The sequence below is a fragment of the Aliidongia sp. genome (genome assembly GCF_035943795.1).
In the GTDB taxonomy this organism is placed as follows: domain Bacteria; phylum Pseudomonadota; class Alphaproteobacteria; order ATCC43930; family CGMCC-115725; genus Aliidongia.
Map to the genome: position 1 here is coordinate 92912 of NZ_DASZBY010000083.1, position 23628 is coordinate 116539.

Sequence of the window (23628 nt, forward strand, 5' to 3'; positions counted from 1 at the left end):
TGATGCGTCTGAGCCTTGCCCTGATCCTTCCGCTGCTGGCCGCATCCGCCGGCTGCTCGCTGATTTTCGGGGACGACGCCGAGAAGGCGCCGAGCGACATCCTGCTGCGCCTGCCGGCCGCGGACATGACCAAGGCCCAGGCCGATGCCGCCACTTCCTGCGCGCCCTATAAAAAGGGCGCGCAGCTCAAGGACGTCGTGGTGATGAACGGCGTGCAGATCGCGGAATTCGCCTGCAAGTGACGGGCGGGGGCCGTCGCCCCCGCTGCCGTCAATGCGCGCCGGCGACCATCTTGTAGGCCGGCAGCGTCAGGAATGTCTCGAACCGGTCGGGTTCGACCAGTTGCAGGAACAGGGCCGCCGCCTCGGCATAGCAATGCTGGGCGATCGCTTCGGGCGCCAGACCCTTGTCGATCTTGCGCAGCTCTTCGTCGAGCACCTTGCGGATCAGCGCCGCATCGACCGTGCGGCCGTCGTCGAGCGTGGCGCCGTGACGGCGCCATTGCCAGACCTGAGCGCGGCTGATCTCGGCCGTCGCCGCATCCTCCATCAGGTTGAACAGCGGGACGCAGCCGATACCGCGCAGCCAAGCCTCGATATAGCCGATGCCGACGGCGATGTTCTGACGCAGGCCGGCTTCGGTCTTGGTCCCTTCCGGGATCACGACCAGATCGGCCGGGCCGACATCGACGTCCAGGCGCTTCTTGTCGATCTGGTTGGCACCCGGCATCAGCCGGTCGAACACCTCGCGCGCGATCGGCACCAGGCCCGGATGGGCGACCCACGTGCCGTCATGGCCGTCAGCGGCCTCGCGTTCCTTGTCGGCCTTGACCTTGGCCATGGCCGCGTCGTTCGCGGCCGGGTCGTTCTTGATCGGGATCTGGGCCGCCATGCCGCCCATGGCATGGACGTTGCGGCGATGGCAGACCTGGATCACCCGCTGGCTGTACGAGCGCAGAAAATGGGTCGTCATGGTCACTTGGCCGCGATCGGGCAGCACGGCCGCCGGGTCGTTCGCGAACTTCTTGATGAAGCTGAAGATATAGTCCCAGCGGCCGCAGTTGAGGCCGGCGGAATGCTGCTTCAGCTCCCACAGGATCTCGTCCATCTCGAAACTGGCGAGGATGGTCTCGATCAGCACGGTCGCCTTGATCGAGCCCGGCGGAATGCCGAGCGCGGTCTGGGCGTGCAGGAATACCTCGTTCCACAGGCGGGCCTCGAAGCGCGATTCCATCTTCGGCAGATAGAAATACGGGCCTGAGCCCTTGGCGAGCAGCGCCTTGGCGTTGTGGAAGAAATACAGGCCGAAATCGAACAGCGCGCCGCTCATCGGCCGGCCGTCGACCACCAGGTGGGCCTCGGGCAAATGCCAGCCGCGCGGCCGCACGAACAGGACGGCGGTCTTTTCCGCAAGCTTGTAGGCCTTGCCGCTGGTCGGATCGGTGAAACCGATCGTGCCGGCGATGGCGTCGCGGAGATTGACCTGGCCGTCGATCAGGTTCGCCCAGGTCGGCGTGCTCGAATCCTCGAAATCCGCCATGAACACATGGGCGCCGGAATTGAGCGCGTTGATGATCATCTTGCGATCGACCGGGCCGGTGATCTCGACCCGCCGGTCCAGGATATCGGCCGGCAGCGGCGCCACGGTCCATTCGCTGTCGCGGATCTCCTGGGTCTCCGGCGGGAAGACCGGCTTGTTGCCGGCATCGAGCCAGGCCTGGACTTCATCGCGCTTTGCCAGCAGGCGAAGGCGCTCGGCGCCGAATGCGCGCTCCAGACCGACGATGAAGGCGAGCGCCTCCGGGGTCAGGATCGTCTCCTGACCGGGTGCCGTCGGCGCCTTGAGTTCGACGCCGGCCGGCGGGTCGATCTTGGTCATTTCCATTTCCTCGTTCGTTTTCGGGCGATGCCTCGTTCCCAGGGCCGCCGCTAGAACTCCGACGCTTCGACGATCATCGGCTCGTTACCGGCCGCTTCCTGCCATTCCTGGAAGGACGGCAGCGACCAGACCGCATCGGCATAGGCCTGGCAGACCTCGTCGAGCTCGATCTTGTAGGTCCGGAATCGGCTGACGACGGGCGCGAACATGGCGTCGGCGATGGTGAAGCCGCCGAACAGAAACGGTCCGACGGCCGCCTCGCCGAACCGCTTGCGGCAATCCCGCCAGATCGTGGCGATGCGATTGATGTCGGCCTGGACCTCGGGTGTCACACCCCGGTTCGGAAAGGACGACCGGATGTTCATCGGGCAGTGGTCCCGAAAGGCATTGAAGTGGGAATGCATCTCGGCCGAGACCGATCGGGCGAGCGCGCGCGCGACCTGGTCCGCCGGCCATAGCATCCGTTCCGGCACCAGCTCGGCCAGGTATTCCGCAATCGCGAGCCCGTCCCAGATGACCCTGTCGCCATGGTGCAGCACCGGAACCCGGCCGCTCGGCGAATGGCGTAGGATCTCCGCCTTGGTGCCTGCCATGTCGAGCGGGATGACCACCTCGTCGAAATCCAGCCCGGCCGCCTTCAGCACCAGCCACGGCCGCAGCGACCAGCTCGAATAATTCTTGTTGCCGAGGTAGATCGTGAAGTCTGCCATCGGGTCACGTTCCTCCGCGGATGGTTGGGTGACAGTTTTGACCGGTTCCGGCAGCCCGTGCAACCATCGACCGTTGCAGCGGTAACGATACCCACCCGTCCACATTCGACCACTTCCCAATCGAGGGGGCTCGGGAGCAGGATGCCGCTCATCACGGGATCCAAGGATCGCCGGACGCAATGGTTCGCTGTGGAGTGGAACAAAGATGGTTGAGACGCTGATCGACGGCGTGGGTGGCATTCCGATCGTGGCCGTGACCACGGAGAGTTTCGGTCCCTGGAAGACGGAGCACCCCGGTGCCGTCGGCGCCTGGCTGGCCGCCACCGGCTTCACCGGCGAAGCCGGCAAGACCGCGCTCGTCCCCGGCCCCGACGGCCATCTGTCGATGGTGGTCCAGGGGGTGTCGACCGACGATGCGCTCTGGGCTCTGGCGGGCCTGCCCGACAGCCTGCCCGAAGGCACCTACCGGCTGGGCTTCGACAGCGAGAGCCTGTTCGGCAAGGGTGCGGGTACGCGCCTGGCGCTCGGCTGGGCGCTCGGTTCCTACGTCTTCAGCCGCTACAAAGCGCCCAAGCGCAAGTTCGCGCAGCTGGTCTGGCCAGAGAGTGCCGATCGCGGCGCGGTCGCCGGCCTCGCCGACGGGCTGTCGCTGACGCGCGACCTGATCAACACCCCGGCCGAGGACATGGGGCCGGCCGAGCTGGCGGCCGCCGCGACCAGGCTCGCCGAAGCGCATGGCGCCAGGATCAAGCTGATCGTCGGCGACGACCTGCTGGCGCAGAACTATCCGACGATCCACGCGGTCGGCCGCGGCAGCGTGCGCGCGCCGCGCCTGATCGACCTCACCTGGGGCGACGAGGCGGCGCCGAAGCTGACCCTGGTCGGCAAGGGCGTGTGCTTCGATTCCGGCGGGCTCGACATCAAGTCGGCGGCCGGCATGAAGATGATGAAGAAGGACATGGGCGGCTCCGCCACCGTGCTGGGCCTCGCCCACGCGATCATGGCGGCCGGGCTCAAGGTCCGCCTGCGCGTGCTGGTGCCGGCGGTCGAGAATTCCATCTCGGGCAATGCCTTCCGCCCGATGGACATCTTCAAGACGCGCAAGGGCCTGACCGTCGAGATCGGCAACACCGATGCCGAGGGACGCCTGGTGCTGTGCGACGCGCTGGCCGAGGCCGTGACCGAAGATCCGGCGCTGCTGATCGACATGGCGACCCTGACCGGCGCCGCGCGCGTCGCGCTGGGGCCGGAACTGCCGGTGCTGTTTTCAAACGACGATAGGGTCGCCGCCGACCTTCTGGAGGCCGGCACGGCCGAAGCCGATCCGCTGTGGCGCCTGCCGCTGTGGAAATCCTATCGGAAGTATCTGGACAGCAAGATCGCCGACATCAACAACGCGTCGGACTCGGGTTTCGCCGGTGCGATCACGGCTGCGCTGTATCTGCAGGAGTTCGTCGGATCCAAGGTGCCGTGGATCCATATCGATACCTTCGCCTGGAACCAGGCGACCCGTGCCGGGCGCCCAGAGGGCGGCGAGGGTCTGGCACTGCGCGCGCTGTTCCGCCTGATCCAGCAGCGGTTCGGCTGAGCCTACAGCCGTTCCAAAGGGTTAACACTTGTGAAAGACCTGTCGCGCATCATTCGGTTCGTTGGCGAAACGAATTGATGATTTTGGCGCGGCAGGTCGACCCATGGCGATCGAGTTCAAAGGACCGGACGGGCTCGACCTGTGGCGGCGCGCCCTGTGCGAAAGCGTGCGTCGCGCCGGCCCCGACCTGTCGGCCCGCCAGTTGGCTATCCTGCTGACCGTGTACCTGACCGCCCCGCCTCATACCGTGCGCGGGCTGGCTGAAATCCTGAACATCTCCAAGCCCGCCGTGACCCGCGCCCTCGACCGTCTGGGCATGCTGGGTCTGGCCCGACGCAAGCGCGACGAGGCCGACAAGCGCAACGTGCTGGTTCAGCGCACGGTCAAGGGCTCGGTCTTCCTGACCGAATTCTCGGAGATCATGGTCAGCACGGCGAAGCAGGCGAAGTAGCGGCCGTTCAGTACCCGCTCGCCAGATCGACCCGGTCGGGCCAGCCCTCGCCTGCCTGCAGCCGACGCAGATTGTCGGCCACGACCAGCGACGCGGTGGCGGGGTTGGTCACGGCGGCGACGTGCGGGGTCACGACGATCCGCGAATGGGTCCAGAACGGATGTGCCTCGGGCAGCGGCTCGGTCTGGAACACGTCCAGCACCGCTTCGGACAATTGGCCGCTGTCGAGGGCCGCCAGCAGGTCCGCCTCGACCAGGTGCCCGCCGCGGCCCACGTTGATCAGGCCCGCGCCCTGGGGCATCTGGGCGAAGGTCGCTGCGGACAGGATGCCCTCGGTCGCCGACGTCAGCGGCAGCAGGCAAACCAGAATGTCGCTGCGCGCGAGGAACGGCGCGAAGCCGGCCTCGCCGGAAAAGCACGTAACCTGCGGCAGGTCCTTCGGCGTCCGGCTCCAACCGGCGACGTCGAACCCTATCCTGACCAGGGCCGCCGCCGTCGCCGTACCCAACTCGCCCAGGCCCAGGATGCCGACGCGCCGATCGACGGTGCGCAGCGGGACGTGGGGTTCCCACAGCCCGACCTGCTGCTGCCGGCGATAGGTCGGCTCTCCCAGGTGCAGGCGCATCACCTGGAATGTGACGAAATCGGTCATCGCCCGGGTCATGGCCGGATCGACCAGACGGACCAGCGGCACATGGGCCGGGTAGCGCCCGTCCTTCAGAACATGATCGACGCCGGCGCCCAGCGATTGGACGAGCCGGAGCTTGGGGAACGAGGCAAGCCAGCCCTCGGGCGGCAGCCAGCACATCACCGCATCCACCGCGCCGGGATCGGACACATCGCGCCAATGCACGAAGCTGAGATCGGGCATGAGGGCCGCGAACGCCGCCTGCCACTTGTCGAAATTTTCGCCCGGCGAGCGAAACGCGAGGGTGAGCCGCGCCATCAGTTCAGCCGCTCGACCAGCCGCGCATGGAGCGCTCGGTCGCCGGCCGCGATGATGCGGCCGTCGCTGGTCAGGCCGGGCACGTTGCCCTGCCAGTCGGTCACGATGCCGCCGGCACCCTCGATGATCGGCACATGGGCGCAATAGTCGTAGGGCTTCAGGCTGCCTTCGATGACCGCGTCGACGAAGCCGCTGGCAACCAGGCCATAGGCATAGCAATCGGCGCCGTAGCGCACCAGCTTCGCCCCGTCGGCGACCGCATCAAAGCGCGGCCGGTCGACCGCGTCGAACATGGCCGGCGTGGTCGAGAAGATCGTGGCGCGCGCGAGGTCCGCGCAGGCCCGCGCCCGGACCGGCTGGCCGTTGAACGTCGTCGGACGGCCCTGTCCGCCCAGCCAGCGCTCGCGCGAAATCGGCTGGTCGAGCACGCCCAGTACCGGACGGCCCTGGTGCAGGAGCGCGATCAGCGTCCCGAACAGCGGCACGCCGGAAATGAAGGATTTGGTGCCGTCGATCGGGTCGAGCACCCAGACCCATTCCGCATCGGTCCGGTCGGGACCGTGTTCTTCGCCCAGCACACCATGGTCCGGGAACCGCTGGGTGATGAGTCGGCGCATCGCCGCCTCGGCCTCCCGGTCGGCGATGGTGACCGGCGAGGCGTCGTCCTTGTCGATGATCTCGACGGACTGGCGGAAGTAGCGGCGGACGACGTTGCCCGCCGCATCGGCAAGGTCGGCCGCGAGCGTGGCGGCCGCGTCGAGGACGGCGGGAGCGGCGGGTGTCATGACGGGCCGGTCATTCCTTGGTGAGATCGACCGGGCTGTCGCTCTGCTTGTTCAGGAAAGCGATGACGTCGGCGCGCTCTTCCGGCTTCGGCAGGCCGGCGAAGCCCATCTTGGTGCCGGGCAGGTAGGCCTTCGGATTGAAGATGAAGGCCGCGACTTCTTGGGGTGCCCAGGTGCCGCCCAGCTTTTTCATCGCGTCCGAATACTGGAAGCTCGCCTCATGGGCGCGCGGGCCGTTCAGCACGCCATAGAGGTTCGGGCCGACCTTGTTGGCACCGCCCTTGTCGAAGTTGTGGCAGGCGGCGCATTTCTTCGCGATGTCAGCGCCCTTGGCCGGATCGGCCTTGGCCCAGAGCTCGGCCGGGATCGGCGCCGGCTTCTCGGCGGCCGGGGCGGCGGCGGTCTGCGTCTCGGCCGATTCGCCGCCGGCGATCGGATAAGCGGCGGTTTCGAGCTTCTTGGGATGAACCAGTCCCTCGGCGACGAGGCCGGTGACCATCGCGACGATCAATGCGACGAGCAGCGACGCCGCGAGCTTGTTGAACTCAAACGAAGACATGGTGCAGCCCTTGACGGTTTACGCAGTTTGGTGGTCGGGTCGGAAACGATCGGGTGCGCGCGAAAGCTCCGGTGAATTATCGTGCGGCACGCGGACGACCGTTTCCCATCAGGATGATACGGACGGGAGGTTTCATCATGTCGAGCGACAAATGTCGAGTGCTCGTCTCGTAAAACACCCAGCCCCGCGCCGGAACCATACCCCGGCACGCGACGGCATCTGTCGCAAAATCCTGCGTCATAGCGCCGCAAAATCAAGGGAAAATGATGATTTCCAACGCAAATTCGCCCGACGCCCTCGTCGTCATCCCGTCGCGGCTCGCCGCCACGCGGCTGCCGAACAAGCCGCTGGCCGACATCCATGGCGTTCCCATGGTCGTGCATGTGTGGCGCCGGGCGGTCGAGGCCGCGATCGGGCCGGTCGTGGTCGCCTGCGGCGACCGGGCGATCCTGGATGCGGTCGAAGCCGCGGGCGGCACGGCAGTGATGACCGATCCCAACCATCCCTCGGGCTCGGACCGGGTCTGGGAAGCGGTGCAGAAGATCGATCCCGGCGGGCGCCACGACATCATCGTCAACGTGCAGGGCGACATGCCGACGCTCGACGGCGCGTTCATCCGCCGCGCGCTGGATCCGCTGGCCGATCCGGCGGTGGATATCACAACGCTGGTCTGCGAAATCGCCGACCCGAGCGAGCGGGAACGGGCGAGCGTGGTCAAGGCGGTGGTCGCCTGGCACGGTGCCGGCGTCGGTCGCGCGCTCTATTTCAGCCGGGCCGCCGTGCCTACGGGGCCGGGCCCGCTCTACCATCACCTGGGGCTCTACGCCTATCGCCGGGCCGCGTTGCAGCGTTTCGTCAGCCTGCCGCCGGCCCCGCTCGAACTGCGCGAGAAGCTCGAGCAACTGCGCGCGCTCGAAGCCGGCATGCGCATCGACGCGGTCGAGATCGCGACGGTGCCGCTCAACCTCGATACGCCGGAAGATCTTGAGCGCGCGCGCGAGATGCTGAAGGGTTAGAGCCTTCCGGATTTCCCGGCCGACCACCAGACCGAACGAAGAGACCGATGCCCGCCTCATCCCATGCCTCCACCGGCCCGATCTCCTTCCAGGGCTCGCCCGGCGCCTATTCCGACCTCGCCTGCCAGGAAGTGCACCCGGACCGGCGCACCCTGCCGTGCCGCACCTTCGAGGACGCGCTGGCGGCCCTGGTCGGCGGCGAGGCCGATCTCGCCATGATCCCGATCGAGAATTCCGTCGCCGGCCGCGTCGCCGACGTGCATCACCTGCTGCCGCGCTCTGGCCTGTCGATCATCGGCGAGCATTTCGCCCCGGTGCATCACCATTTGCTAGCGGTGCCCGGCGCCTCGATCGAGTCGCTGAAGACCGTGCGCAGCCATGTCCACGCGCTGTCGCAATGCCGCAACGTGATCCGCGACCTCAAGCTCACGCCCGTGGTCGCGGCCGATACGGCCGGCGCCGCGGCCGAGGTTGCACGCCTGGGCGACCCGTCGGTCGCCGCAATCGCGTCGGAACTGGCCGGGCGGATCTATGGTCTGGTCTCGCTCAGGGCCGGCATCGAGGATGCCACCCACAATACGACGCGCTTCGTGGTGCTGGCGCGCGAGCCGGAAGTGCCGAAATTCACCGGCGCCCTCGCGGTCACGACCTTCCTGTTCCGCGTGCGCAACGTGCCGGCGTCGCTCTACAAGGCGCTGGGCGGCTTCGCGACCAACGGCGTCAACATGACCAAGCTCGAGAGCTACATGGGCGGCGGCACCTTTGCGGCGACGGAATTCTACGCCGACGTCGAGGCCCATCCGTCCGAGCGTCGGCTGCAGCTGGCGCTCGACGAGCTGAAGTTCTTCACCGAAGAACTGACGATGCTGGGGACCTATCCCGCCCATCCGTCGCGGACGAAGCTGGCCCAGGGCCAGTAGCGCGCTTCCCTCACCTTGACCTTCCCATGATGGCAACCCCATCTGTCGCTTACCCTTTCGATGGAGCGACAGATGGCCATCCGCACGGCCGAGATCCTGACGATCGGCGAGGCCGCCGCCGCGTCCGGCGTTTCCGCCAAGATGATCCGATACTACGAAAGCGTCGGCCTGGTTCGCCCGGCCACGCGCACCGAGTCGAACTACCGCACTTATGATGGCAAGGCGGTCGAGACGCTGCGCTTCGTGGCGCGTGCCCGCCACCTGGGCTTCTCCATGGAAGAAATCGGCCGGCTGCTCGCCCTCTGGCAGGATCGCGGCCGGGCCAGCGCCGACGTCAAGGCGCTGGCGATGAGCCATATCGCCGAGCTGGAAGCGCGGATCGCCGCCATGGCATCGATGAAGGCGACCCTGGAACATCTGGTCGATCGCTGCCACGGCGATGACCGGCCGGACTGCCCGATCATCGACGGCATCGCGGCCGGCAACGGCTGCCACTGACGCTCAGGCGCGATCTGCCCCGATATTTCCCGACCTAATTCCTGGGCGCGAACAGGATGACGCCGGCGCCGAGCAGGCACAGCGCCGCCCCGGCCAAGTCCCAGCGATCGGGGCGCACCCGCTCGACCACCAGCAGCCAGACCAAGGATACGGCGACGTAGACCCCGCCATAGGCGGCATAGGCGCGGCCGGCGGCGGGCGCGTCGATCTTCGTCAGCAGGAAGGCGAACAGCGCCAGCGAGACGACACCCGGCACCAGCCACAGTGCCGAACGGCCGAGTCGCAGCCAGGCCCAGACCGCGTAGCAGCCCGCGATCTCGGCGACCGCGGCACCGATCGCGGCCGGGACCGATCCCATCAGTCTTCGCGCCCGAGCCAATCCTCGATCAGGCGGCGCGAGATCGAATCCTTGCGCGGCAGGCGGAAGAACTCGTCGTCCTGATGGTCGCGCACCCAGTCGCGCGAGAACCAGCGGGCATCCTCGAGTTCGCGGTCGTTGAGATTGATCTCGCGGGTCTTTGCGGTGGCATAGAAGCCCAGCATGATCGAGGACGGGAACGGCCAGGGCTGCGAGGAATGATAGATCGCGTCCTCGACCAGGATGCCCGCCTCCTCCTGGACCTCGCGCGCCACCGCCTCCTCCAGGCTCTCGCCCGGCTCGACGAAGCCGGCGAGCGTCGAATACATGCCCTTCATCCAGACCGCCTGGCGGCCCAGCAGCATCTTGTCGCCGTCGGTCACCAGCATGATCACGGCCGGATCGGTGCGCGGGAAATGGTGGGTCTTGCAGTCGGGCGAGATGCAGATGCGGACATGCCCGCCCTCGGCGCCGATCGTCGGACTGCCGCACACGCCGCAGAACCGGTGGCGGGTATGCCAATGGGCGAGACCCCGCGCATAGGCCAGCAGCGACCCGGTGCGTTGCGACAGGAGCGGACCGAAAGCGCGCAGATCCTGGAATTTCGGCGCCGCGTCGAGCGCGAGCGCGCCATAGCCCAGCCGGTCGAGCGGCGTTTCCTCAGCCGAGAGGTCGAGCGCGAAATGCGCGATCTCGCCATCGAGACCGAGCAGCATCGGCTCGGCGCCGGCCATCAGGAACGGTGTCACCGTCGCCAGATCGAGCAGGATGGGCTCGGGGCCCGCACCCGAGTCGCGCACCAGGTGCTGAGCGCGCCAGATCGGCACGAATCGGCTCGTCTCCGCGGTCAGCCGCGCCTTGAGCCAGTCGGGGTTCTTGCGCAACGGACCGACCCGATCGAGCCCGCCCGCCGCATAGAAATTCGGTCGCTTCATGGGACCAGACCATGGCACGGCGGCGTCCGAGCGGCAAGGCGATGGGCGGTCGCAGCGGCATATCCGGCATTTCCGCCAACCCATTCCTGCCATCGGTCGAACGCACTTGCACCTTGGCGCGAGACAGTCGATATATGCCCTTGGAAGGCTGGTGGTGGGCAGGTCCCTCGCCAACCCGGTCAGGTCCGGAAGGAAGCAGCCGCAACGAGTTTCCGACTTGGGTCGTCGCCGGTCTTCCACCCTTTCTCGTCCAAGCGACCTTTGGCGGCGGGCCCCTTCTTGACAGTGTCGACCGTGACCGATCGTCCTGCCCGCCCGGCGGTGCCACCGGCATCCCGTCCCATCCCATGAGCAATCAAGTCGAATATCGGGTCCTTGCCCGCAAGTATCGGCCGTCCAGCTTCGACCAGCTGATCGGGCACGACACCTTGGTGCGCACCCTGTCGAACGCGTTCAACAGCGGGCGCATCGCGCATGCCTTCATGCTGACCGGCGTGCGCGGCGTGGGCAAGACGACGACGGCCCGCATCATCGCCCGCGCGCTGAACTGCGTCGGACCCGACGGCACCGGCGGCCCGACCATGCAGCCGTGCGGCGTGTGCGACGCCTGCCGCTCGATCGCCGAGGATCGCCATCCCGACGTGATCGAGATGGACGCCGCGTCCCGCACCGGCGTCGACGACATCCGGGAGCTGATCGAGAGCGTGCGCTATCGCCCGGTCTCGGCCCGCTACAAGATCTACATCATCGACGAAGTGCACATGCTGTCCAAGGCGGCGTTCAACGCGCTCTTGAAGACGCTCGAAGAGCCGCCGCCGGACATCAAGTTCGTGTTCGCCACGACCGAGATCAACAAGGTGCCGGTGACGGTGCTGTCGCGCTGCCAGCGCTATACCCTGCCGCGCATTCCGCTCGACACGCTGGCATCCTATTACGGCCAGATCTCGCTCAAGGAAAAGGTCGAGATCGAGCCGGGCGCGCTGGCGCTGGTCGCGCGCGCCGCCGACGGCTCGGTGCGCGATGGACTGTCGATCCTCGACCAGGCGATCGCGCTGGGCTTCGGCGCGCTCATCACCGAGGCCGCCGTCCGCGACATGCTGGGCGTCGCCGACCGCGGCCTGACCTTCGACCTGTTCGAGAACGTCATGGCCGGCGACGCGCCGGCGGCGCTGGCTGGGCTGGAAGTGCTCTACAACGGCGGCACCGACCCGGCGATGGTACTGCAGGACCTGCTGGACGTGACCCATTTCATCACGCGCCTGAAGCTGGAGCGCACGACCGAGGTCACCTCGGCCCAGCCGATGGCCGACGGCCAGGACCTGGAGCGCGGCCGCGCGCTGGCGGCCCGGCTCGGCCTGGCAGCACTTGCCCGCACCTGGCAGCTCTTGCTGAAGGGATTGCCCGAAGTGCAGATGGCACCACACCCGCTGAAGGCAGCGGAGATGGTGCTGATCCGCCTGGTCTATGTCACCGACCTGCCCTCTCCGGCCGATCTGATCAGGGCGCTGCAGAATTCCGGCGCCGGCCAGGGCACGGCCGGCGGCCTCGGCCCGCCGGGCGCCGCCGGTCCGTCACCGCGCGCCGAGGCCCCGCCCCGCCCGGTGGCGATCCAGGGTGGCCAGACGATGGCCGCGCGCCAGCCCGAACCGGTCGCGGCCCTCGAACCGACCGCCGAAGTGGCGCTGCCGCATCCTGCGAGCTTCCATGAGGTCATGGAGCTGATCGCCCAGCACCGCGAGGCGATCCTCTACAACCACATCGCCGCGATGGTGCATCTGGTGCGCTACGAGTTCGGCCATATCGAGCTCAGGCCCGAGCCGGAGGCGCCACGCGACCTCGCGACCCGCATGGGCCAGTTCCTCGGCGAACAGACCGGCCAGCGCTGGATGATCACCGTCTCGCGCGAGCCGGGTCAGCCGACCCACAAGGAACAAGTGCTGGCGGCGGAGGCAAAGCGTCGGGCCGAGGTCAGCGCCACGCCGCTGATCAAGGCGCTGCTGCTGGCCTTCCCGGGGCTGACCATCGACAAGATCATCGACCTGGAACCGCCGCCCGAGCCGGTGTTGCCGGCGGAACTGGTGCTGGAGCCGGAACCGACCGCGGATATCGCGCTTGAGAGTGCGGTGTTCGATGACGCGCCCGTCGCAGGGCTTTATGAAGAGGATGATCCGGGACCGTTCGTGGCCCCGGTCCTCGATCCCGACGAAGAAGATGGAGACGCTTGAGATGAAGAATCTCGGCAATATGATGAAGCAGGCCCAGCAGTTTCAGACGCGCATGTCGGAAATGCAGGCCGAACTGGAAAAGGTCGAGATGACCGGCCAGTCGGGCGGCGGCACGGTCAAGATCGTGCTGTCCGGCAAGAACGAGGTCCGGAAGATCTCGATCGACAAGACGCTGGTCGACCCGGAAGAGGTCGAAGTGCTGGAGGACCTGCTGCTGGCCGCGTTCAACGACGCCAAGCAGAAGGTCGAGACCCACGCCGCGGCCGAGATGCAGAAGATCACCGGTGGGCTGCAGCTGCCACCCGGCATGAAGCTGCCGTTCTAAGGACACCCGCTTGTCCGGCGCCGAGATCGACCGGCTGATCCAGCTCCTGGCCAAGTTGCCGGGGCTGGGTCCGCGCTCGGCCCGGCGCGCGGTGCTCTACATGCTGAAGCGGCGCGATGCTTTCATGCTGCCGCTGGGGGCGGCGATCGGCGAGGTGGCAGAAGCCATCCTGCCTTGCAGGATCTGTGGCAACCTCGACACGACCGATCCCTGCCCGATCTGCGCCGACGCCAACCGTGATGGCGGCTTGGTCTGCGTCATCGAGGACGTGGCCGATCTCTGGGCGATCGAACGCACGTCGTCCTATGCCGGCAAATACCACGTGCTGGGCGGCATCCTGTCGGCGCTCGACGGCATCAGGCCGGAGGACCTTACCATCGGCGCCCTGGTCGACCGCGCCGCCGCCGGCGACGTACGCGAGGTCATCCTGGCCATGAACGCCACCGTCGAGGGCCAGAGCACGGCGCACTACCTGACCGATCGCCTGGCCGCGACCGGCGTCAAGGTCTCGCGCCTCGCCCATGGCGTGCCGATCGGCGGCGAATTGGACTATCTCGACGAGGGCACGCTCGCCGCCGCCTTGAAGGCGCGCCGGCCGTTCTAGCGCCCGCTGTCCGTTCAAATCGCGAAGCTATGGGCTTGGGGTCCCCATGTTTCGGCGTGCCTGCCGTAGCGCCCGCAGCCAGTTGCCGGGTCGCGATCCTCCAGACGGCGCGGAGATGCCCAGGAGACGACCGGCATCGCGCAGGATCGGCAACCCGAACCACAGTGTTACGAGAGCATAAAATATGTCCTGCCAGTGCTGGAGAGTGATCGCCAGCGTGATCATGACCGGCTCCGGCAGACGCTCGAAAGACGAATCCAATGTTTCGAAATTGTTCTGAGTGACCGCCATCACGGACAGCAGGACGAGCCCGCCCACCAGCCTCAGCAGGATGCCGGCGAAATTGATCAGGATGAGAATGAGAAGGAAGAAGACGAACCGGATGACGATGAGGTTGCCGGCTTGAGACCGGACGGAGACATCGGCCAGCTCCGAGATCGGCGCGAGCATCGCTGCCGTACTCTTGTCGGACCCCGCCAAAGCAAGGGTCTTCTCCTTGACCTCCAATTCGATCTTCCGGATCTCGATTTCATTTTTCCGCGATTCGATGCCGGTTTTCTTGATCAGCACGTAGGAATAGGCCAAGCCGACCAAGGTCACCGGGATCGCGAGCATGCCACTGACGATCTCCCACCAATGGAGCGGCTTCGGTTCTTCGGCGATCTGGGCGAACGCGAGCGTCGGCCCTGCGCAGACCAGGAGGATCCAGAGGCGCAACACCAATCGCGCGATCACGGGAGCACCAAGGTGACGATCGTTCGGGCAGGCTTCATTCCCAGCCTCCGCTTCCCCAGCATTCATCAAGGGCATCCACCGGTTGGCAGCATGATCCTACCTCGGTAGCGCCGCGTATCAGCTTACCGTGGAAAGAGGCCGATCGTCACCCCGATCACCACAACCACCCATCGCATGGGCCTGCTCGTTGGATCAGGAGGCGTTAAGGTTTTTGCGAGAGGATGAGGATGTCAGCAGTCAAGTGACCTGGAGGGCGCCGTGCGTCTCGTTTCCTCGAAGAAATTTTCAGAATCCGACGCCCTCGCATCGTTCGGCCGAACCTCGTCGCGGCCAGGAGAGTTCCTCGTCATCGCCGCCGGGGGCTTCGCGATGCTGCTGGTCGTAGGCCTCTTCGACATGTTCGGTCTGCTTCCCTGAACAAGCATGCGCATCCGATCGCAACGCTTCAATTCAGCGGATTGACTTCGACTTTTTCAAGTCGCGGACGGGGAGCAAACCACTCGCGACGCGGTCAATGCCCGCCTCGCACCAGACTGCCGCGCAGGCCTTCGAGCAGCGCCAGATAGTCCGGTTCCTCCGGCACGATCAGGCCGTGGCGAAGGCCGAAATCGATCAGCACCAGGTTGACGTCGTACTTATACCGGTCGGATTCTCGCACCAGCCGCAGGCACTCACGCGCCGACAGCAGGCGGAAATCCTCGACCTCGCCGTCGGTGTTGTGCGGTACGAAATCCGTCGGCAGCTGGATGTCGTAAACGAACAGCACTTCATCCCGCATGCCGTCGGGCAGCTCGATCCGGTAGCGGATGGCGCCTACGGCATGGGCGCGGGTCGCCAGCGCACGGGTCACGCCGGCCTCCTCTCCCGCTTCTTCCAGCACTGTCTCCCAGGCGGTATAACCAGCCCCAAGACCGCCGGCCACCATATTGTCGAGCTGGCCCGGCGCCATTGCCTTGCTCATGGCGCGCCTGGCGATCCAGAATTCCGGCCCGTCGGCGCCCGGCCGCCAGCCGTTGAGATGCACGGCATGGGCCCGCACACCAAAGAATTCGATCATTCCCCGGTCGAGTTCGAACAACAACGGCCCGCCCCAGCCATCGGTGATCGCGAACGTCTCGTGGCGCCGCTTGCTCACGACGCCGGAGCGGATCAGCCCATCGGTCGCTTCGCCCAGGGCGTCGGTCGCGGTCCCGGACCCGTCGATCGTGTCGGCGAACGTCACCGCGTCTGCCGACACACGGAAGATCTGCGGAAAGGCTTCGAGCGCCCGGGCATTGTCCCGGCGGACGAAACCGACGCGGCGCCCGGCCAGCAGCAGCGGCAGGAAGCGGTCGGGATCGAAGCGGTTACAGGCTTCGAGATGACGCAGATAGCTCATGCCGACGAGGAGACATCGGGGCACTGGACGAGGTCAAGCCACGCTCGACCCATCGGAACCGCCGCGCAGACGGATCAGGCCGCGACCGCGAGCCCCGGCAGGGCCGCGGCCGCTTCGCGGACCGACTGCAGCAGGATCGCCGCCAGGCGGGCCGCGGTCGGCTCCAGCTCGGCATCGGCGCGGTGCAGGGTGAGGGCGAGCGGCGGCAACGGCGGCAAGCCGGCCTCGCCCGGTGCCAGCGCACGCACGCCCGGCGGCAGGCCGATCTGGGTGCGGATGGTCAGACCCAGCCCCGCCGCGGTCGCCGCCCATAATCCGCCCAGGTTCGGGCTGGTGAAAGCCAGGCGCCAGGGCATGCCGGCCCGGTCGAGCGCGCCGGTGCCGCAGGTGCGGAACCAGCAGGGCGCCTCGAACGCCACGAGCGGCAATGGCTCGCCCTCGGGATCCGGCTGGGATGGCCAACCCCCTTGCGGGCCGATCCAATGCATCGGCAGCTCGGCGACCCGTTCGCCGTGCGGCGCCTCGGTCCCGTCGCCCCAGACCAATGCCAGGTCGAGCCGGCCGGCGCTGACCCGCTCCAAAAGCTCGGCATTGCGCGCGACCCGCGCCTCGATGCGGACCTTGGGATGAGCGCGCGTGAAGCGCCCCAGCACCTGTGGCAGCAGCAGTTCGCCGAAATCCTCCTGCAGGCCCAGCCGGACCCAGCCGGCGAGATCGACGCCCTGGATCGCGGCCGCAGCCTCGTCGTTGAGGTCGAGCAGGCGCCGGGCATAGGCGAGCATGGTCTCGCCCGCCTCGGTCAGCACCAGACCTCGGCCGGATTTGCGGAAGATCGTCGTGCCGGCCTGGTCCTCGAGCTTGCGCAACTGCGCGCTCAAGGCAGAGGTCGACCGCCCCAGCCGATCGGCGGCCTTGGCGAAGCTGCCCAGGTCCATGCCCGTCGCAAAGCTGTGCAGCACGTCGAGATCGAAGATCGTCCGCCGCATGGCAATCGTCCCAATTTATCGAACAGTATTTGGAAAACTTCCTAATATTCAGGACGATGATGCCGCGTCATGGTGCCGGGATCAAGGCGGCTGCGGCCGCGCCCGTACGGAGTCCCCGAACCATGTCCTCCATCCTCGCCCTCCCGGCCGGCGCGCGCCGGGACCGCCGGCACCGTTGGAAAGTGCTGGGCATCGGCGTCGCTGCCAATGCGAGCTTTTCCGCCGCCTTTTCCGGCATCCCGACCACTGCCGTCTTCATGCGGTCGGACTATCATCTCGACAATGCCTCCCTGGGGCTGGCGATGGGCCTGCTGGGTCTCGGCATCGCCGTCAGCGAATTGCCCTGGGGCCTGCTGACCGACAGGTGGGGCGATCGCCGCGTGCTATTGCTGGGTCTGGGGGCCACGGCGGCGGCGCTCGCCCTGATGGCACTGTTCGCGGCCCCCACCTCCGATCGGGTGCCGGGCCTGGGCCTGCTCGCCACCGGCATGCTGCTCGTGGGCCTGCTGGGCGGTAGCGTGAACGGGTCGAGCGGCCGGGCGGTGATGGCCTGGTTTCGCGAGGGCGAGCGCGGCCTGGCCATGAGTATCCGGCAAACCGCCGTTCCGGCGGGCGGCGGACTGGGCGCGCTGATCCTGCCCTCGCTCGCCGCGACCCACGGCTTCGTCGCTGTCTATGGCGTGCTGGCGATCCTCTGCGCGGTCACGACGTTGTTCGCCGCCCGCTGGCTGCACGAGCCGGCGGAGCTGGATGCCGCCCCCGCCTCCCCTGCAAGCCGCCTCGCCGCCGCGCGCGGACCGTTACGGAACCTGGACGTCTGGCGCGTGGCCACCGCGATCGGCCTGCTGTGCGTGCCACAGCTTTCAGTCCTGACCTTTGGCACGATCTTCCTGCATGACTTCGGCCATGCCAGCGTCGCCGTGACCAGTGCCGCATTGGTGACGGTGCAGGTCGGTGCGGGCGTCATGCGGGTCTGGAGCGGGCGCTGGACCGACCGGAACCGCAACCGCCGGGCCTACATGCGCGGCTGCTGCCTGTTGAGCGCCGGCATCTTCCTGGCCCTGGCGCCGGTGGTGTCGATGGTCGGCAGCGCCGTCGCTCCCTCCGTCCTGGCACTTGCCGCCATCGTCGGCCTGCTCGTTGTCGGCGGGATCACCGCATCCGCCTGGCATGGCGTCGCCTTCACCGAGCTTGCGACCCTGGCCGGGGCCAGCCGGGCCGGCACGGCACTCGCCCTCGGCAACAGCTTCGCCTTCATGACGCTGTTCCTGACGCCGCTCGCGATCCCGCTCCTGCTGAACTGGAGCGCCTGGCCGGTCGTGTGGCTCGGCGCCGGCGGATGCGCGCTGCTGGCGCTGCCGGTCTTCCCCCGGGGGGCGGCCGTCAGCTCGGATCCAGCAGCGTCCCGGTCAGCGACGCGCCCTTGATGCTGACTTTCTTCATGTCGACGCCGCGCAGATCGGCCCCGGCCAGGTTGGCGCCGTCGAGAATGGCGCCCTCGAGCTTCGCCTGCCGGAGGTCGGCACTGCGCAGGTCGGCATTCCGCAACGACGCACCGCGCAGATCGACCGGCCAATCGCGGCCGGAGGGCCTGCCGTCCGGCGTCAGCAGCACCATGGGGCCGAGCTTCGCCGCGGCGAAATTCGCCAGGTCGAGCACGGCGCCGGCAAGGTTGGCGCCGGACAGGTCGGCGCCGGTGAAACGGGTTCGGCCAAGCCGGGCGCCATCGAATTGAGCGAGGCACAGCTTCGCGTCCGCTAGATCGGCCAGGGTCAGATCGGCCTGCGAGAAGCAGGCGCCCGACAGGTCGAGGCCCACGAGGTTGCTGCCGTGCAGCACCATCTTCGCCTGGTCGAGCCGCACGCCGTTCGCCCCGTTCGTCTGGATCCAATCGGCATGCTGCGACAGATGCTGACGGAAATCCGCCGTCAGCGGCTCGCCCAGGTTGCCGCCTTCGTTCGACACCTGGGCACCTTCGAGGCGGGCGAGCGACAGGTCGACATTGCGCATTTCCGTCTGACGGAGATCGGCCCCGCGAAAATCCGCCCCGTCGATCCGGCAATTGTTGAGCAGCGCGCCCTTGAGCCGGGCCCGCCCGAAATTGGCGCCGCTCAGGTCGGCACCGTTCAGGTTCGCGGCAAACAGAGTGGCGTTCTGGAAATCGGCACCGCGGAGGCTGGCACCAGCCAGGTTCGCGAACGATAGGTCAGCATCGCCGAACTTGGCGTTCTGCAGGTCGGCACCGCCGAGGTCGGCCGAATGGCTGCGCGAGACCTGGCGGGTGGCGACCCACACGACCAGCTGCCCGGCACGAAGATCCGCCCGTTCCAGGTTGGCGCCATGCATTCGCGCCTTGGCCAGGTTGACGCCGCGCAGATCCGCGCCGACCAACGACGCGTCGGCCAGGTCCGCCCCGGCGAGGTTGGCGCCGAACAGGTCGGCACCATCGAGGAAACTGCGCGACAGGCGCGCCCGGCTGAGATCGACGCCGGCCAGCATCGCCATGCTGAGGCGTTGACGCTCCAAATCGGTCCCGGTCAGCATGGCGCCCCGCATCGACAGGCGCTGGCCGTTCGGCCGCCCTTCGAGAAACTGTCGGTGTGCGGCAAGCGCTGGGACGAGGTCAGCCGGAACCATAGGTACCGCCGTTGTTAAGGTCCGAACCGGAGTGTAAGAGGCGAGGCGCCGTCTCGCCAGTGAACAATGTCACCTTCGAAACGATCGGCGGCCCGCACGTCAGGTATCGTAGCTGGCACCGGTCAGTTTGGCGCCACCCAGGATGGCGCTCATATAGTCGCTGCCGCGCAGGTCGGCGGTCGTCAGATCGGCCGAGGTGAAGTCGGTGCCTTCGAGCCGTGCCGAACGCAGATCCGCGCCGGTGAGATCGGCTTTCACCAGGCTCGCCCCGCGCAGATCGGTCGGCCAGTCCCGACCGCTGGGCCTGCCGTCCGCCCCCCGGATCGCCATGGGGCCGAGCCTGGCGTTCTGCAGCTTTGCGCCGGCGAGATCGGCACGCGCCAACGACGCGCCCGACAGGTCGGCGCCGGCCAATTGGCACCCCCGCAGGCTCGCCTTGTCGAGCTGGGCCAGGCACAGCTTGGCGCCGCGCAGATCCGCGCCGGACAGGTCGCAGTCGGTCAATTTGGCACCGCTCAAATCGGCCTTCGACAAGTTGAAGCCGGCGAGCGACGCCCCGCTGAGATCGAGCCGGCTGCCGCGCGCGCCGTTCGACACGATCCACTCGATATGCTGGCCAAGGCGCAACCGGAACGCCTCGTCCTCGATGGCCGGGCCGCTGTCGTGCAGCACCACGTTCTGGCAGGAGGCCTTGCTGAGATCGACATTGCGCAATTCGGCACGCCGCAGGTCGGCGCCGTCGAAACGTGCCTCTTCGACCCGGGCATTGTTCAACAGGGCGGCCCGCAACGAGGCGCCGGTGAAGTTGGCCCGCATCAGGTCGGCGCCGGTCAGGTTGGCCTTGTTCAGCTGCGCACCGGACAGATCGGCGTCCAGCATGCTGGCATAGCTGAAATCGGCCCCGCTGGCCTTGGCCCCGGCGAGCCTGGCACCGCGCAGGTTGGCGCCGGTGAGATCGGTCGGCGTCTCGCGCACGCGCCGCTCGCCGCTGATGAACACGACGCCCTGGCCCGGGCTGAGATCGGCCCGCTCCAGATCGGCGCCTTGCAGGTTGGCCTTGCGCAGGTTGACGCCGCGCAGGTCCGCGCCGACCAACGAAGCCTGGGACAGGTTGGCGCCCGAAAGGTTGGCGCCGAACAGGTCGGCATTGTCGAAGCTGCTGCGCGCCAGGATCGCGTGGCTGAGATCGACGCTGCTCAGCCGGGCGAATTGCAGGCGCTGCTTGGACAGGTCCGAACCGGCGAGGGCGGCACCCTTGAGATTGAGGATGCGGCCTTCGGGCTTGCCATCGAGATAGAGCCGGTGCTCCGAGATCGCCTGGAGAAGGTCAGCGGACTTCATCGTCCCTCCAAGGGAGCGCATCCCGCGAAGAAACCGAAAATCTCACAGCCTGACGGCGCCCTGGGAAATAGGACGAAATTTTCGATAAATTCCAACAAAATGAACTCCGACGCTTGCAGAGCAAACTCGAGCAGCAAAGTGCCTGGAAAATTTCCGGTATTTACGATCGACAATCAAATACTTTATCGATCCAACCTCGATCAAATACCGACCGCATTGAATCTTTTCAGTTTTGTGAAGACGAGCGGTTCACGATCGTGATCAAGGTCTGCAGACCGTGGGCGCAAGCGGTGCGGCGGCCGGCCTTCTCGACCTCGACCTCGAGTTCGCACACCGTCAGCGTGCGGCCGGACCGGATGACACGGCCGGTCGCGATCAGCAGATCGCCGTCGGCCGGGGCCAGCAGGTTGATCTTGAATTCGACCGTCAGCACGTCGCTGTCGGCGGGGAACAGGGTGAAGCCGGCATAGCCGCCGGCGGAATCGGCGATCGTGCTGGTGACGCCCGCATGGAAGAAGCCGTGCTGCTGGCTGAGTTCCGGGCGGTAGGGCAATTGGATCTCGCACAGGCCGGGCTCGATCCGGGTCAGTCGCGCGCCCAGCGACGTCATGATGCCCTGGCGGGCGAAGCTCGCGGCGACGCGCGCTGCGAAACCCGGATCGCTGGCCGTGAAATTCTTGCGTTCGGTCACGTGTCGCTCCCGGGCAATCCGATAGGGGCCAAATCCTCGGCCAGATCCAGCGCCTCGCCTTCGATCAGGCTTTCGGCACCGGCGTCGATCACCTGATAGGCGCCGAGGTTGCCCGGCACCGGCTTGCCGGGCCGGAGGCCCAGTTGCTGCATCTGCCGCGCGCGGGGCAGCAGGCGGCCGTTGAGGGTGCCGGTCAGCTTGGCGAACCCTTCCGCCGCCTGCTTGATGCCGCGCCCGACCGAGGCCGCGTGGCTGACCGCGACCGACAGGCTTTCCAGCAGTTTCTCCGCGGCACCCACGATGCGCGCCTGATTCTCAATCTGACGCATCAGGCTGATCTCGACGGCGGCGAAACCGATGATGCAGGCGAGCCCCGCCGGACCGGCCGGAATGATCTGCACGTCGGCGGCCTTGCGCGCGAAATCCGCGTCGGCCCGGCCCAGCTTCTCGATCGCCGCCTCGTTCGGCAGGTACATGACCGACAAGACCCGGCTGACGTCGCCGTCTCGTCCGGACTTGCGGAAGCCCGACTGCACGGCGCCGCGATAATCCTTGGTCGCCAAGTCCCTCAGGTGCTGGTTCATCGTCTTGGCGAGGCTCTGGTAGGCCAGTGCCTCGCCGGCCGTGCCCTCCGCCTCGGCTAGGTCGAGCAGATGCTTCGACGCCTTGGAATCGATCACCAGCACCGCATCGCCCGGCAGGAACACGATCGCGTCCGGCCGCAGCCTGCCCTCGGCCTCGGCGCCATAGATCGTCTGTTGCAGGACGAAGTCCCTGCCCTGCTCGAGACCGAAGGATTTCAGCGTATTGGCGAGCCCGATCTCGGCGAAATAGCCGGCGCCACCCGGGCTGGACAGCGCGCGCTGGATCGTGTCGATCATCTGCGCCTTCTCGGTCACCTGACCCTTCAGCTGCGAAACGCCGTCGGTCAGCACCTGGACCTCGAGTTTGAGCGCCGCCGTCGTCTCGGCCAGCAGCTTCTGGGCGGCGACCTTGGACTCCGCCGTCTCGCGCTTGTGATCCTCCAACAGTTTGCTCGAAATATGCTGGGCGGTCTGGAACACGCCGGCCTTGGTCGTCTCCAGGAACTCGACCTTGGTCTTTTCCCAGTCGGCCATCTGCAGCCGCACCGCCTCGGCCTGCTGCCGGGCCAGCGCGGCGTCGGTCGCGGCCCGGGCGCCCTCGGCCCGCGCCTGCGCTTCGGTCTGGCGGGACAGGTCGAGGACGGCCTGCATGTCGAGCCGGCGGCTTTCCGCGATCTCGGCCGTGGCCCGCGCCTCGCCGACCGCCGCTTCCAGTGCCGCGCGCGTCCGGCCGGCCCGCCACTGCGCCGCAAGGAAGCCCAGCGCCAATCCGGCGACCGCGGCGATCGCAACCGTCAGTCCATCCATCGTCCCGTCATCCCACCCGCCGTTCCGAGGCCGGACGATAGCAGCCGTGCAGGTCGGGGCGACAGCCGTAGCTTGACCAAAAGACCCGAAAGCCATACCTCTGCGGTCAGAAACCGAGCAATCCCGACGAGTCCGACACCTCATGGCCAAGCTGCCCATCGTCCTTGCCCCCGATCCCGTACTCAAGACCAGGGCGAAGCCGGTCGAGACCGTGGACGACTCGATCCGGCACCTGATGGACGACATGCTGGAGACGATGTACGCCGCCCCCGGTATCGGTCTCGCCGCCAACCAGGTCGGCGTGCTGAAGCGCGTGGTCGTGCTCGACGTCGCACGCGAGGGCGAGCCGCCGAAGCCGATGGGCATGGCCAATCCGGAAGTGGTCTGGGCCTCGCCGGAGCAGTCGGTCTACAACGAGGGCTGCCTGTCGCTGCCGGAGCATTACGCCGACATCACCCGGCCGGCCGAAGTGCGCGTGCGCTATCTCGACCGCGACGGCGCCAAGCAGGAGATCGAGGCCGACGGCCTGCTCGCGACCTGCATCCAGCACGAGATCGACCATCTCGACGGTATCCTGTTCGTCGACCATATCTCGGCGCTGAAGCGCAACATGATCTTGAAGAAGCTGGTCAAGCTGAAGAAGCAGCGGGCCGAAGACGGCGAATAGCATC

The 23628-nt window shown here is 67.3% G+C and carries 25 protein-coding genes and 1 other RNA gene; 12 read left to right on the forward strand and 14 right to left on the reverse strand.

Going from position 1 to position 23628, the window contains the following annotated elements:
* Positions 1 to 2 precede the first annotated feature (2 nt).
* A complete protein-coding gene (locus VGV37_RS14610) occupies positions 3 to 242 on the forward strand; it encodes a hypothetical protein (protein ID WP_326880434.1) in 240 nt (79 codons plus the stop codon).
* 28 nt (positions 243 to 270) lie between these two features.
* Here VGV37_RS14610 and aceB read toward each other — a convergent pair whose 3' ends face one another.
* The gene (gene aceB / locus VGV37_RS14615) at positions 271 to 1878 is read right to left on the reverse strand and encodes a malate synthase A (protein ID WP_326880435.1); all 1608 of its coding nucleotides are present in this window, start codon (positions 1876 to 1878) and stop codon (positions 271 to 273) included.
* Between the two features lie 50 nt (positions 1879 to 1928).
* Positions 1929 to 2588 carry a glutathione S-transferase family protein gene (locus tag VGV37_RS14620; RefSeq protein WP_326880436.1) on the reverse strand — a complete coding sequence of 220 codons (660 nt, stop codon included), beginning with the start codon at positions 2586 to 2588 and terminating at the stop codon, positions 1929 to 1931.
* 205 nt (positions 2589 to 2793) lie between these two features.
* On the opposite strand from VGV37_RS14620, the gene VGV37_RS14625 reads away from it, so the two are divergent.
* Together VGV37_RS14625 and VGV37_RS14630 are read left to right on the forward strand one after the other, a co-directional pair.
* Complete coding sequence (locus VGV37_RS14625) at positions 2794 to 4176, forward strand: leucyl aminopeptidase family protein (protein WP_326880437.1); 1383 nt, start codon at positions 2794 to 2796, stop codon at positions 4174 to 4176.
* A 103-nt stretch (positions 4177 to 4279) separates the two neighbouring features.
* Complete coding sequence (locus VGV37_RS14630; RefSeq protein ID WP_326880438.1) at positions 4280 to 4627, forward strand: MarR family transcriptional regulator; 348 nt, start codon at positions 4280 to 4282, stop codon at positions 4625 to 4627.
* Between the two features lie 7 nt (positions 4628 to 4634).
* On the opposite strand, the gene VGV37_RS14635 is transcribed toward VGV37_RS14630, so the two are convergent.
* The 3 genes from VGV37_RS14635 to VGV37_RS14645 are packed head-to-tail and all read right to left on the reverse strand — an operon-like array spanning position 4635 to position 6917.
* Positions 4635 to 5573, reverse strand: a complete 939-nt coding sequence (locus tag VGV37_RS14635; RefSeq protein ID WP_326880439.1) for a glyoxylate/hydroxypyruvate reductase A — start codon at positions 5571 to 5573, stop codon at positions 4635 to 4637.
* A complete protein-coding gene (gene hisN, locus VGV37_RS14640) occupies positions 5573 to 6358 on the reverse strand; it encodes a histidinol-phosphatase (protein WP_326880440.1) in 786 nt (261 codons plus the stop codon). Before hisN ends, VGV37_RS14635 begins: the two co-directional genes overlap by 1 nt.
* Before the next feature lie 10 nt (positions 6359 to 6368).
* Positions 6369 to 6917 carry a cytochrome c family protein gene (locus VGV37_RS14645; protein ID WP_326880441.1) on the reverse strand — a complete coding sequence of 183 codons (549 nt, stop codon included), beginning with the start codon at positions 6915 to 6917 and terminating at the stop codon, positions 6369 to 6371.
* Between the two features lie 266 nt (positions 6918 to 7183).
* Between VGV37_RS14645 and VGV37_RS14650 the strand changes: the two genes are divergently transcribed.
* The 3 genes from VGV37_RS14650 to cueR all read left to right on the forward strand — a co-directional run bounded on the left by VGV37_RS14650 (position 7184) and on the right by cueR (position 9351).
* Positions 7184 to 7933 (forward strand): 3-deoxy-manno-octulosonate cytidylyltransferase, encoded by a 750-nt coding sequence (locus VGV37_RS14650; RefSeq protein WP_326880525.1) that lies wholly within the window; start codon positions 7184 to 7186, stop codon positions 7931 to 7933.
* A gap of 47 nt (positions 7934 to 7980) precedes the next feature.
* Complete coding sequence (locus VGV37_RS14655; RefSeq protein ID WP_326880442.1) at positions 7981 to 8853, forward strand: prephenate dehydratase; 873 nt, start codon at positions 7981 to 7983, stop codon at positions 8851 to 8853.
* 96 nt (positions 8854 to 8949) lie between these two features.
* Positions 8950 to 9351, forward strand: coding sequence for a Cu(I)-responsive transcriptional regulator (gene cueR, locus VGV37_RS14660; protein ID WP_349256458.1), 402 nt, complete (start codon positions 8950 to 8952; stop codon positions 9349 to 9351).
* Between the two features lie 34 nt (positions 9352 to 9385).
* Here the strand turns inward: cueR and VGV37_RS14665 are convergent, their stop codons facing one another.
* Together VGV37_RS14665 and nudC are read right to left on the reverse strand one after the other, a co-directional pair.
* The gene (locus VGV37_RS14665) at positions 9386 to 9709 is read right to left on the reverse strand and encodes a YnfA family protein (protein WP_326880445.1); all 324 of its coding nucleotides are present in this window, start codon (positions 9707 to 9709) and stop codon (positions 9386 to 9388) included.
* Positions 9709 to 10644 carry an NAD(+) diphosphatase gene (nudC, locus tag VGV37_RS14670; protein ID WP_326880446.1) on the reverse strand — a complete coding sequence of 312 codons (936 nt, stop codon included), beginning with the start codon at positions 10642 to 10644 and terminating at the stop codon, positions 9709 to 9711. Before nudC ends, VGV37_RS14665 begins: the two co-directional genes overlap by 1 nt.
* 143 nt (positions 10645 to 10787) lie before the next feature.
* Between nudC and ffs the strand changes: the two genes are divergently transcribed.
* The 4 genes from ffs (at position 10788) to recR (ending at position 13798) form a co-directional block, all read left to right on the forward strand.
* Positions 10788 to 10884: signal recognition particle sRNA small type (gene ffs, locus VGV37_RS14675), an RNA gene on the forward strand.
* 107 nt (positions 10885 to 10991) lie between these two features.
* Positions 10992 to 12869 carry a DNA polymerase III subunit gamma/tau gene (locus tag VGV37_RS14680; RefSeq protein ID WP_326880447.1) on the forward strand — a complete coding sequence of 626 codons (1878 nt, stop codon included), beginning with the start codon at positions 10992 to 10994 and terminating at the stop codon, positions 12867 to 12869.
* A gap of 1 nt (position 12870) precedes the next feature.
* Positions 12871 to 13194 (forward strand): YbaB/EbfC family nucleoid-associated protein, encoded by a 324-nt coding sequence (locus VGV37_RS14685; RefSeq protein WP_326880448.1) that lies wholly within the window; start codon positions 12871 to 12873, stop codon positions 13192 to 13194.
* 10 nt (positions 13195 to 13204) lie between these two features.
* Positions 13205 to 13798 (forward strand): recombination mediator RecR, encoded by a 594-nt coding sequence (gene recR, locus VGV37_RS14690; RefSeq protein WP_326880449.1) that lies wholly within the window; start codon positions 13205 to 13207, stop codon positions 13796 to 13798.
* A gap of 27 nt (positions 13799 to 13825) precedes the next feature.
* Here recR and VGV37_RS14695 read toward each other — a convergent pair whose 3' ends face one another.
* From VGV37_RS14695 to VGV37_RS14705, 3 genes are all read right to left on the reverse strand, one after another.
* Positions 13826 to 14599 carry a hypothetical protein gene (locus VGV37_RS14695; protein ID WP_326880450.1) on the reverse strand — a complete coding sequence of 258 codons (774 nt, stop codon included), beginning with the start codon at positions 14597 to 14599 and terminating at the stop codon, positions 13826 to 13828.
* Positions 14600 to 15044: 445 nt separating this feature from the next.
* On the reverse strand, positions 15045 to 15911 hold the full coding sequence (locus VGV37_RS14700) for a DUF4743 domain-containing protein (protein ID WP_326880451.1): 867 nt from the start codon (positions 15909 to 15911) through the stop codon (positions 15045 to 15047).
* Positions 15912 to 15985: 74 nt separating this feature from the next.
* Positions 15986 to 16897, reverse strand: a complete 912-nt coding sequence (locus VGV37_RS14705; RefSeq protein WP_326880452.1) for a LysR substrate-binding domain-containing protein — start codon at positions 16895 to 16897, stop codon at positions 15986 to 15988.
* Positions 16898 to 17019: 122 nt separating this feature from the next.
* Between VGV37_RS14705 and VGV37_RS14710 the strand changes: the two genes are divergently transcribed.
* A complete protein-coding gene (locus tag VGV37_RS14710) occupies positions 17020 to 18324 on the forward strand; it encodes an MFS transporter (RefSeq protein WP_326880453.1) in 1305 nt (434 codons plus the stop codon).
* Here VGV37_RS14710 and VGV37_RS14715 read toward each other — a convergent pair.
* From VGV37_RS14715 to VGV37_RS14730, 4 genes are all read right to left on the reverse strand, one after another.
* Positions 18281 to 19534: a pentapeptide repeat-containing protein gene (locus tag VGV37_RS14715; protein ID WP_326880454.1), complete on the reverse strand. Its 1254-nt coding sequence runs from the start codon at positions 19532 to 19534 to the stop codon at positions 18281 to 18283. The genes VGV37_RS14710 and VGV37_RS14715 overlap by 44 nt on opposite strands.
* Before the next feature lie 99 nt (positions 19535 to 19633).
* Complete coding sequence (locus tag VGV37_RS14720) at positions 19634 to 20875, reverse strand: pentapeptide repeat-containing protein (protein ID WP_326880455.1); 1242 nt, start codon at positions 20873 to 20875, stop codon at positions 19634 to 19636.
* A gap of 226 nt (positions 20876 to 21101) precedes the next feature.
* Positions 21102 to 21566, reverse strand: coding sequence for a PaaI family thioesterase (locus VGV37_RS14725; protein WP_326880456.1), 465 nt, complete (start codon positions 21564 to 21566; stop codon positions 21102 to 21104).
* Positions 21563 to 22957, reverse strand: coding sequence for a DNA recombination protein RmuC (locus tag VGV37_RS14730; protein ID WP_326880457.1), 1395 nt, complete (start codon positions 22955 to 22957; stop codon positions 21563 to 21565). Before VGV37_RS14730 ends, VGV37_RS14725 begins: the two co-directional genes overlap by 4 nt.
* 142 nt (positions 22958 to 23099) lie before the next feature.
* Between VGV37_RS14730 and def the strand changes: the two genes are divergently transcribed.
* Positions 23100 to 23624: a peptide deformylase gene (gene def / locus VGV37_RS14735; RefSeq protein ID WP_326880458.1), complete on the forward strand. Its 525-nt coding sequence runs from the start codon at positions 23100 to 23102 to the stop codon at positions 23622 to 23624.
* Positions 23625 to 23628: the final 4 nt, after the last annotated feature.

Bases quoted from the DNA above. Each gene is read 5' to 3' on its own strand.
- VGV37_RS14610 (WP_326880434.1), top strand. From the start codon at position 3: ATGCGTCTGAGCCTTGCCCTGATCCTTCCGCTGCTGGCCGCATCCGCC.
- aceB (WP_326880435.1), bottom strand. From the start codon at position 1,878: ATGACCAAGATCGACCCGCCGGCCGGCGTCGAACTCAAGGCGCCGACG.
- VGV37_RS14620 (WP_326880436.1), bottom strand. From the start codon at position 2,588: ATGGCAGACTTCACGATCTACCTCGGCAACAAGAATTATTCGAGCTGG.
- VGV37_RS14625 (WP_326880437.1), top strand. From the start codon at position 2,794: ATGGTTGAGACGCTGATCGACGGCGTGGGTGGCATTCCGATCGTGGCC.
- VGV37_RS14630 (WP_326880438.1), top strand. From the start codon at position 4,280: ATGGCGATCGAGTTCAAAGGACCGGACGGGCTCGACCTGTGGCGGCGC.
- VGV37_RS14635 (WP_326880439.1), bottom strand. From the start codon at position 5,573: ATGGCGCGGCTCACCCTCGCGTTTCGCTCGCCGGGCGAAAATTTCGAC.
- hisN (WP_326880440.1), bottom strand. From the start codon at position 6,358: ATGACACCCGCCGCTCCCGCCGTCCTCGACGCGGCCGCCACGCTCGCG.
- VGV37_RS14645 (WP_326880441.1), bottom strand. From the start codon at position 6,917: ATGTCTTCGTTTGAGTTCAACAAGCTCGCGGCGTCGCTGCTCGTCGCA.
- VGV37_RS14650 (WP_326880525.1), top strand. From the start codon at position 7,184: ATGATTTCCAACGCAAATTCGCCCGACGCCCTCGTCGTCATCCCGTCG.
- VGV37_RS14655 (WP_326880442.1), top strand. From the start codon at position 7,981: ATGCCCGCCTCATCCCATGCCTCCACCGGCCCGATCTCCTTCCAGGGC.
- VGV37_RS14665 (WP_326880445.1), bottom strand. From the start codon at position 9,709: ATGGGATCGGTCCCGGCCGCGATCGGTGCCGCGGTCGCCGAGATCGCG.
- nudC (WP_326880446.1), bottom strand. From the start codon at position 10,644: ATGAAGCGACCGAATTTCTATGCGGCGGGCGGGCTCGATCGGGTCGGT.
- VGV37_RS14680 (WP_326880447.1), top strand. From the start codon at position 10,992: ATGAGCAATCAAGTCGAATATCGGGTCCTTGCCCGCAAGTATCGGCCG.
- VGV37_RS14685 (WP_326880448.1), top strand. From the start codon at position 12,871: ATGAAGAATCTCGGCAATATGATGAAGCAGGCCCAGCAGTTTCAGACG.
- VGV37_RS14695 (WP_326880450.1), bottom strand. From the start codon at position 14,599: ATGAATGCTGGGGAAGCGGAGGCTGGGAATGAAGCCTGCCCGAACGAT.
- VGV37_RS14700 (WP_326880451.1), bottom strand. From the start codon at position 15,911: ATGAGCTATCTGCGTCATCTCGAAGCCTGTAACCGCTTCGATCCCGAC.
- VGV37_RS14705 (WP_326880452.1), bottom strand. From the start codon at position 16,897: ATGCGGCGGACGATCTTCGATCTCGACGTGCTGCACAGCTTTGCGACG.
- VGV37_RS14710 (WP_326880453.1), top strand. From the start codon at position 17,020: ATGTCCTCCATCCTCGCCCTCCCGGCCGGCGCGCGCCGGGACCGCCGG.
- VGV37_RS14715 (WP_326880454.1), bottom strand. From the start codon at position 19,534: ATGGTTCCGGCTGACCTCGTCCCAGCGCTTGCCGCACACCGACAGTTT.
- VGV37_RS14720 (WP_326880455.1), bottom strand. From the start codon at position 20,875: ATGAAGTCCGCTGACCTTCTCCAGGCGATCTCGGAGCACCGGCTCTAT.
- VGV37_RS14730 (WP_326880457.1), bottom strand. From the start codon at position 22,957: ATGGATGGACTGACGGTTGCGATCGCCGCGGTCGCCGGATTGGCGCTG.
- def (WP_326880458.1), top strand. From the start codon at position 23,100: ATGGCCAAGCTGCCCATCGTCCTTGCCCCCGATCCCGTACTCAAGACC.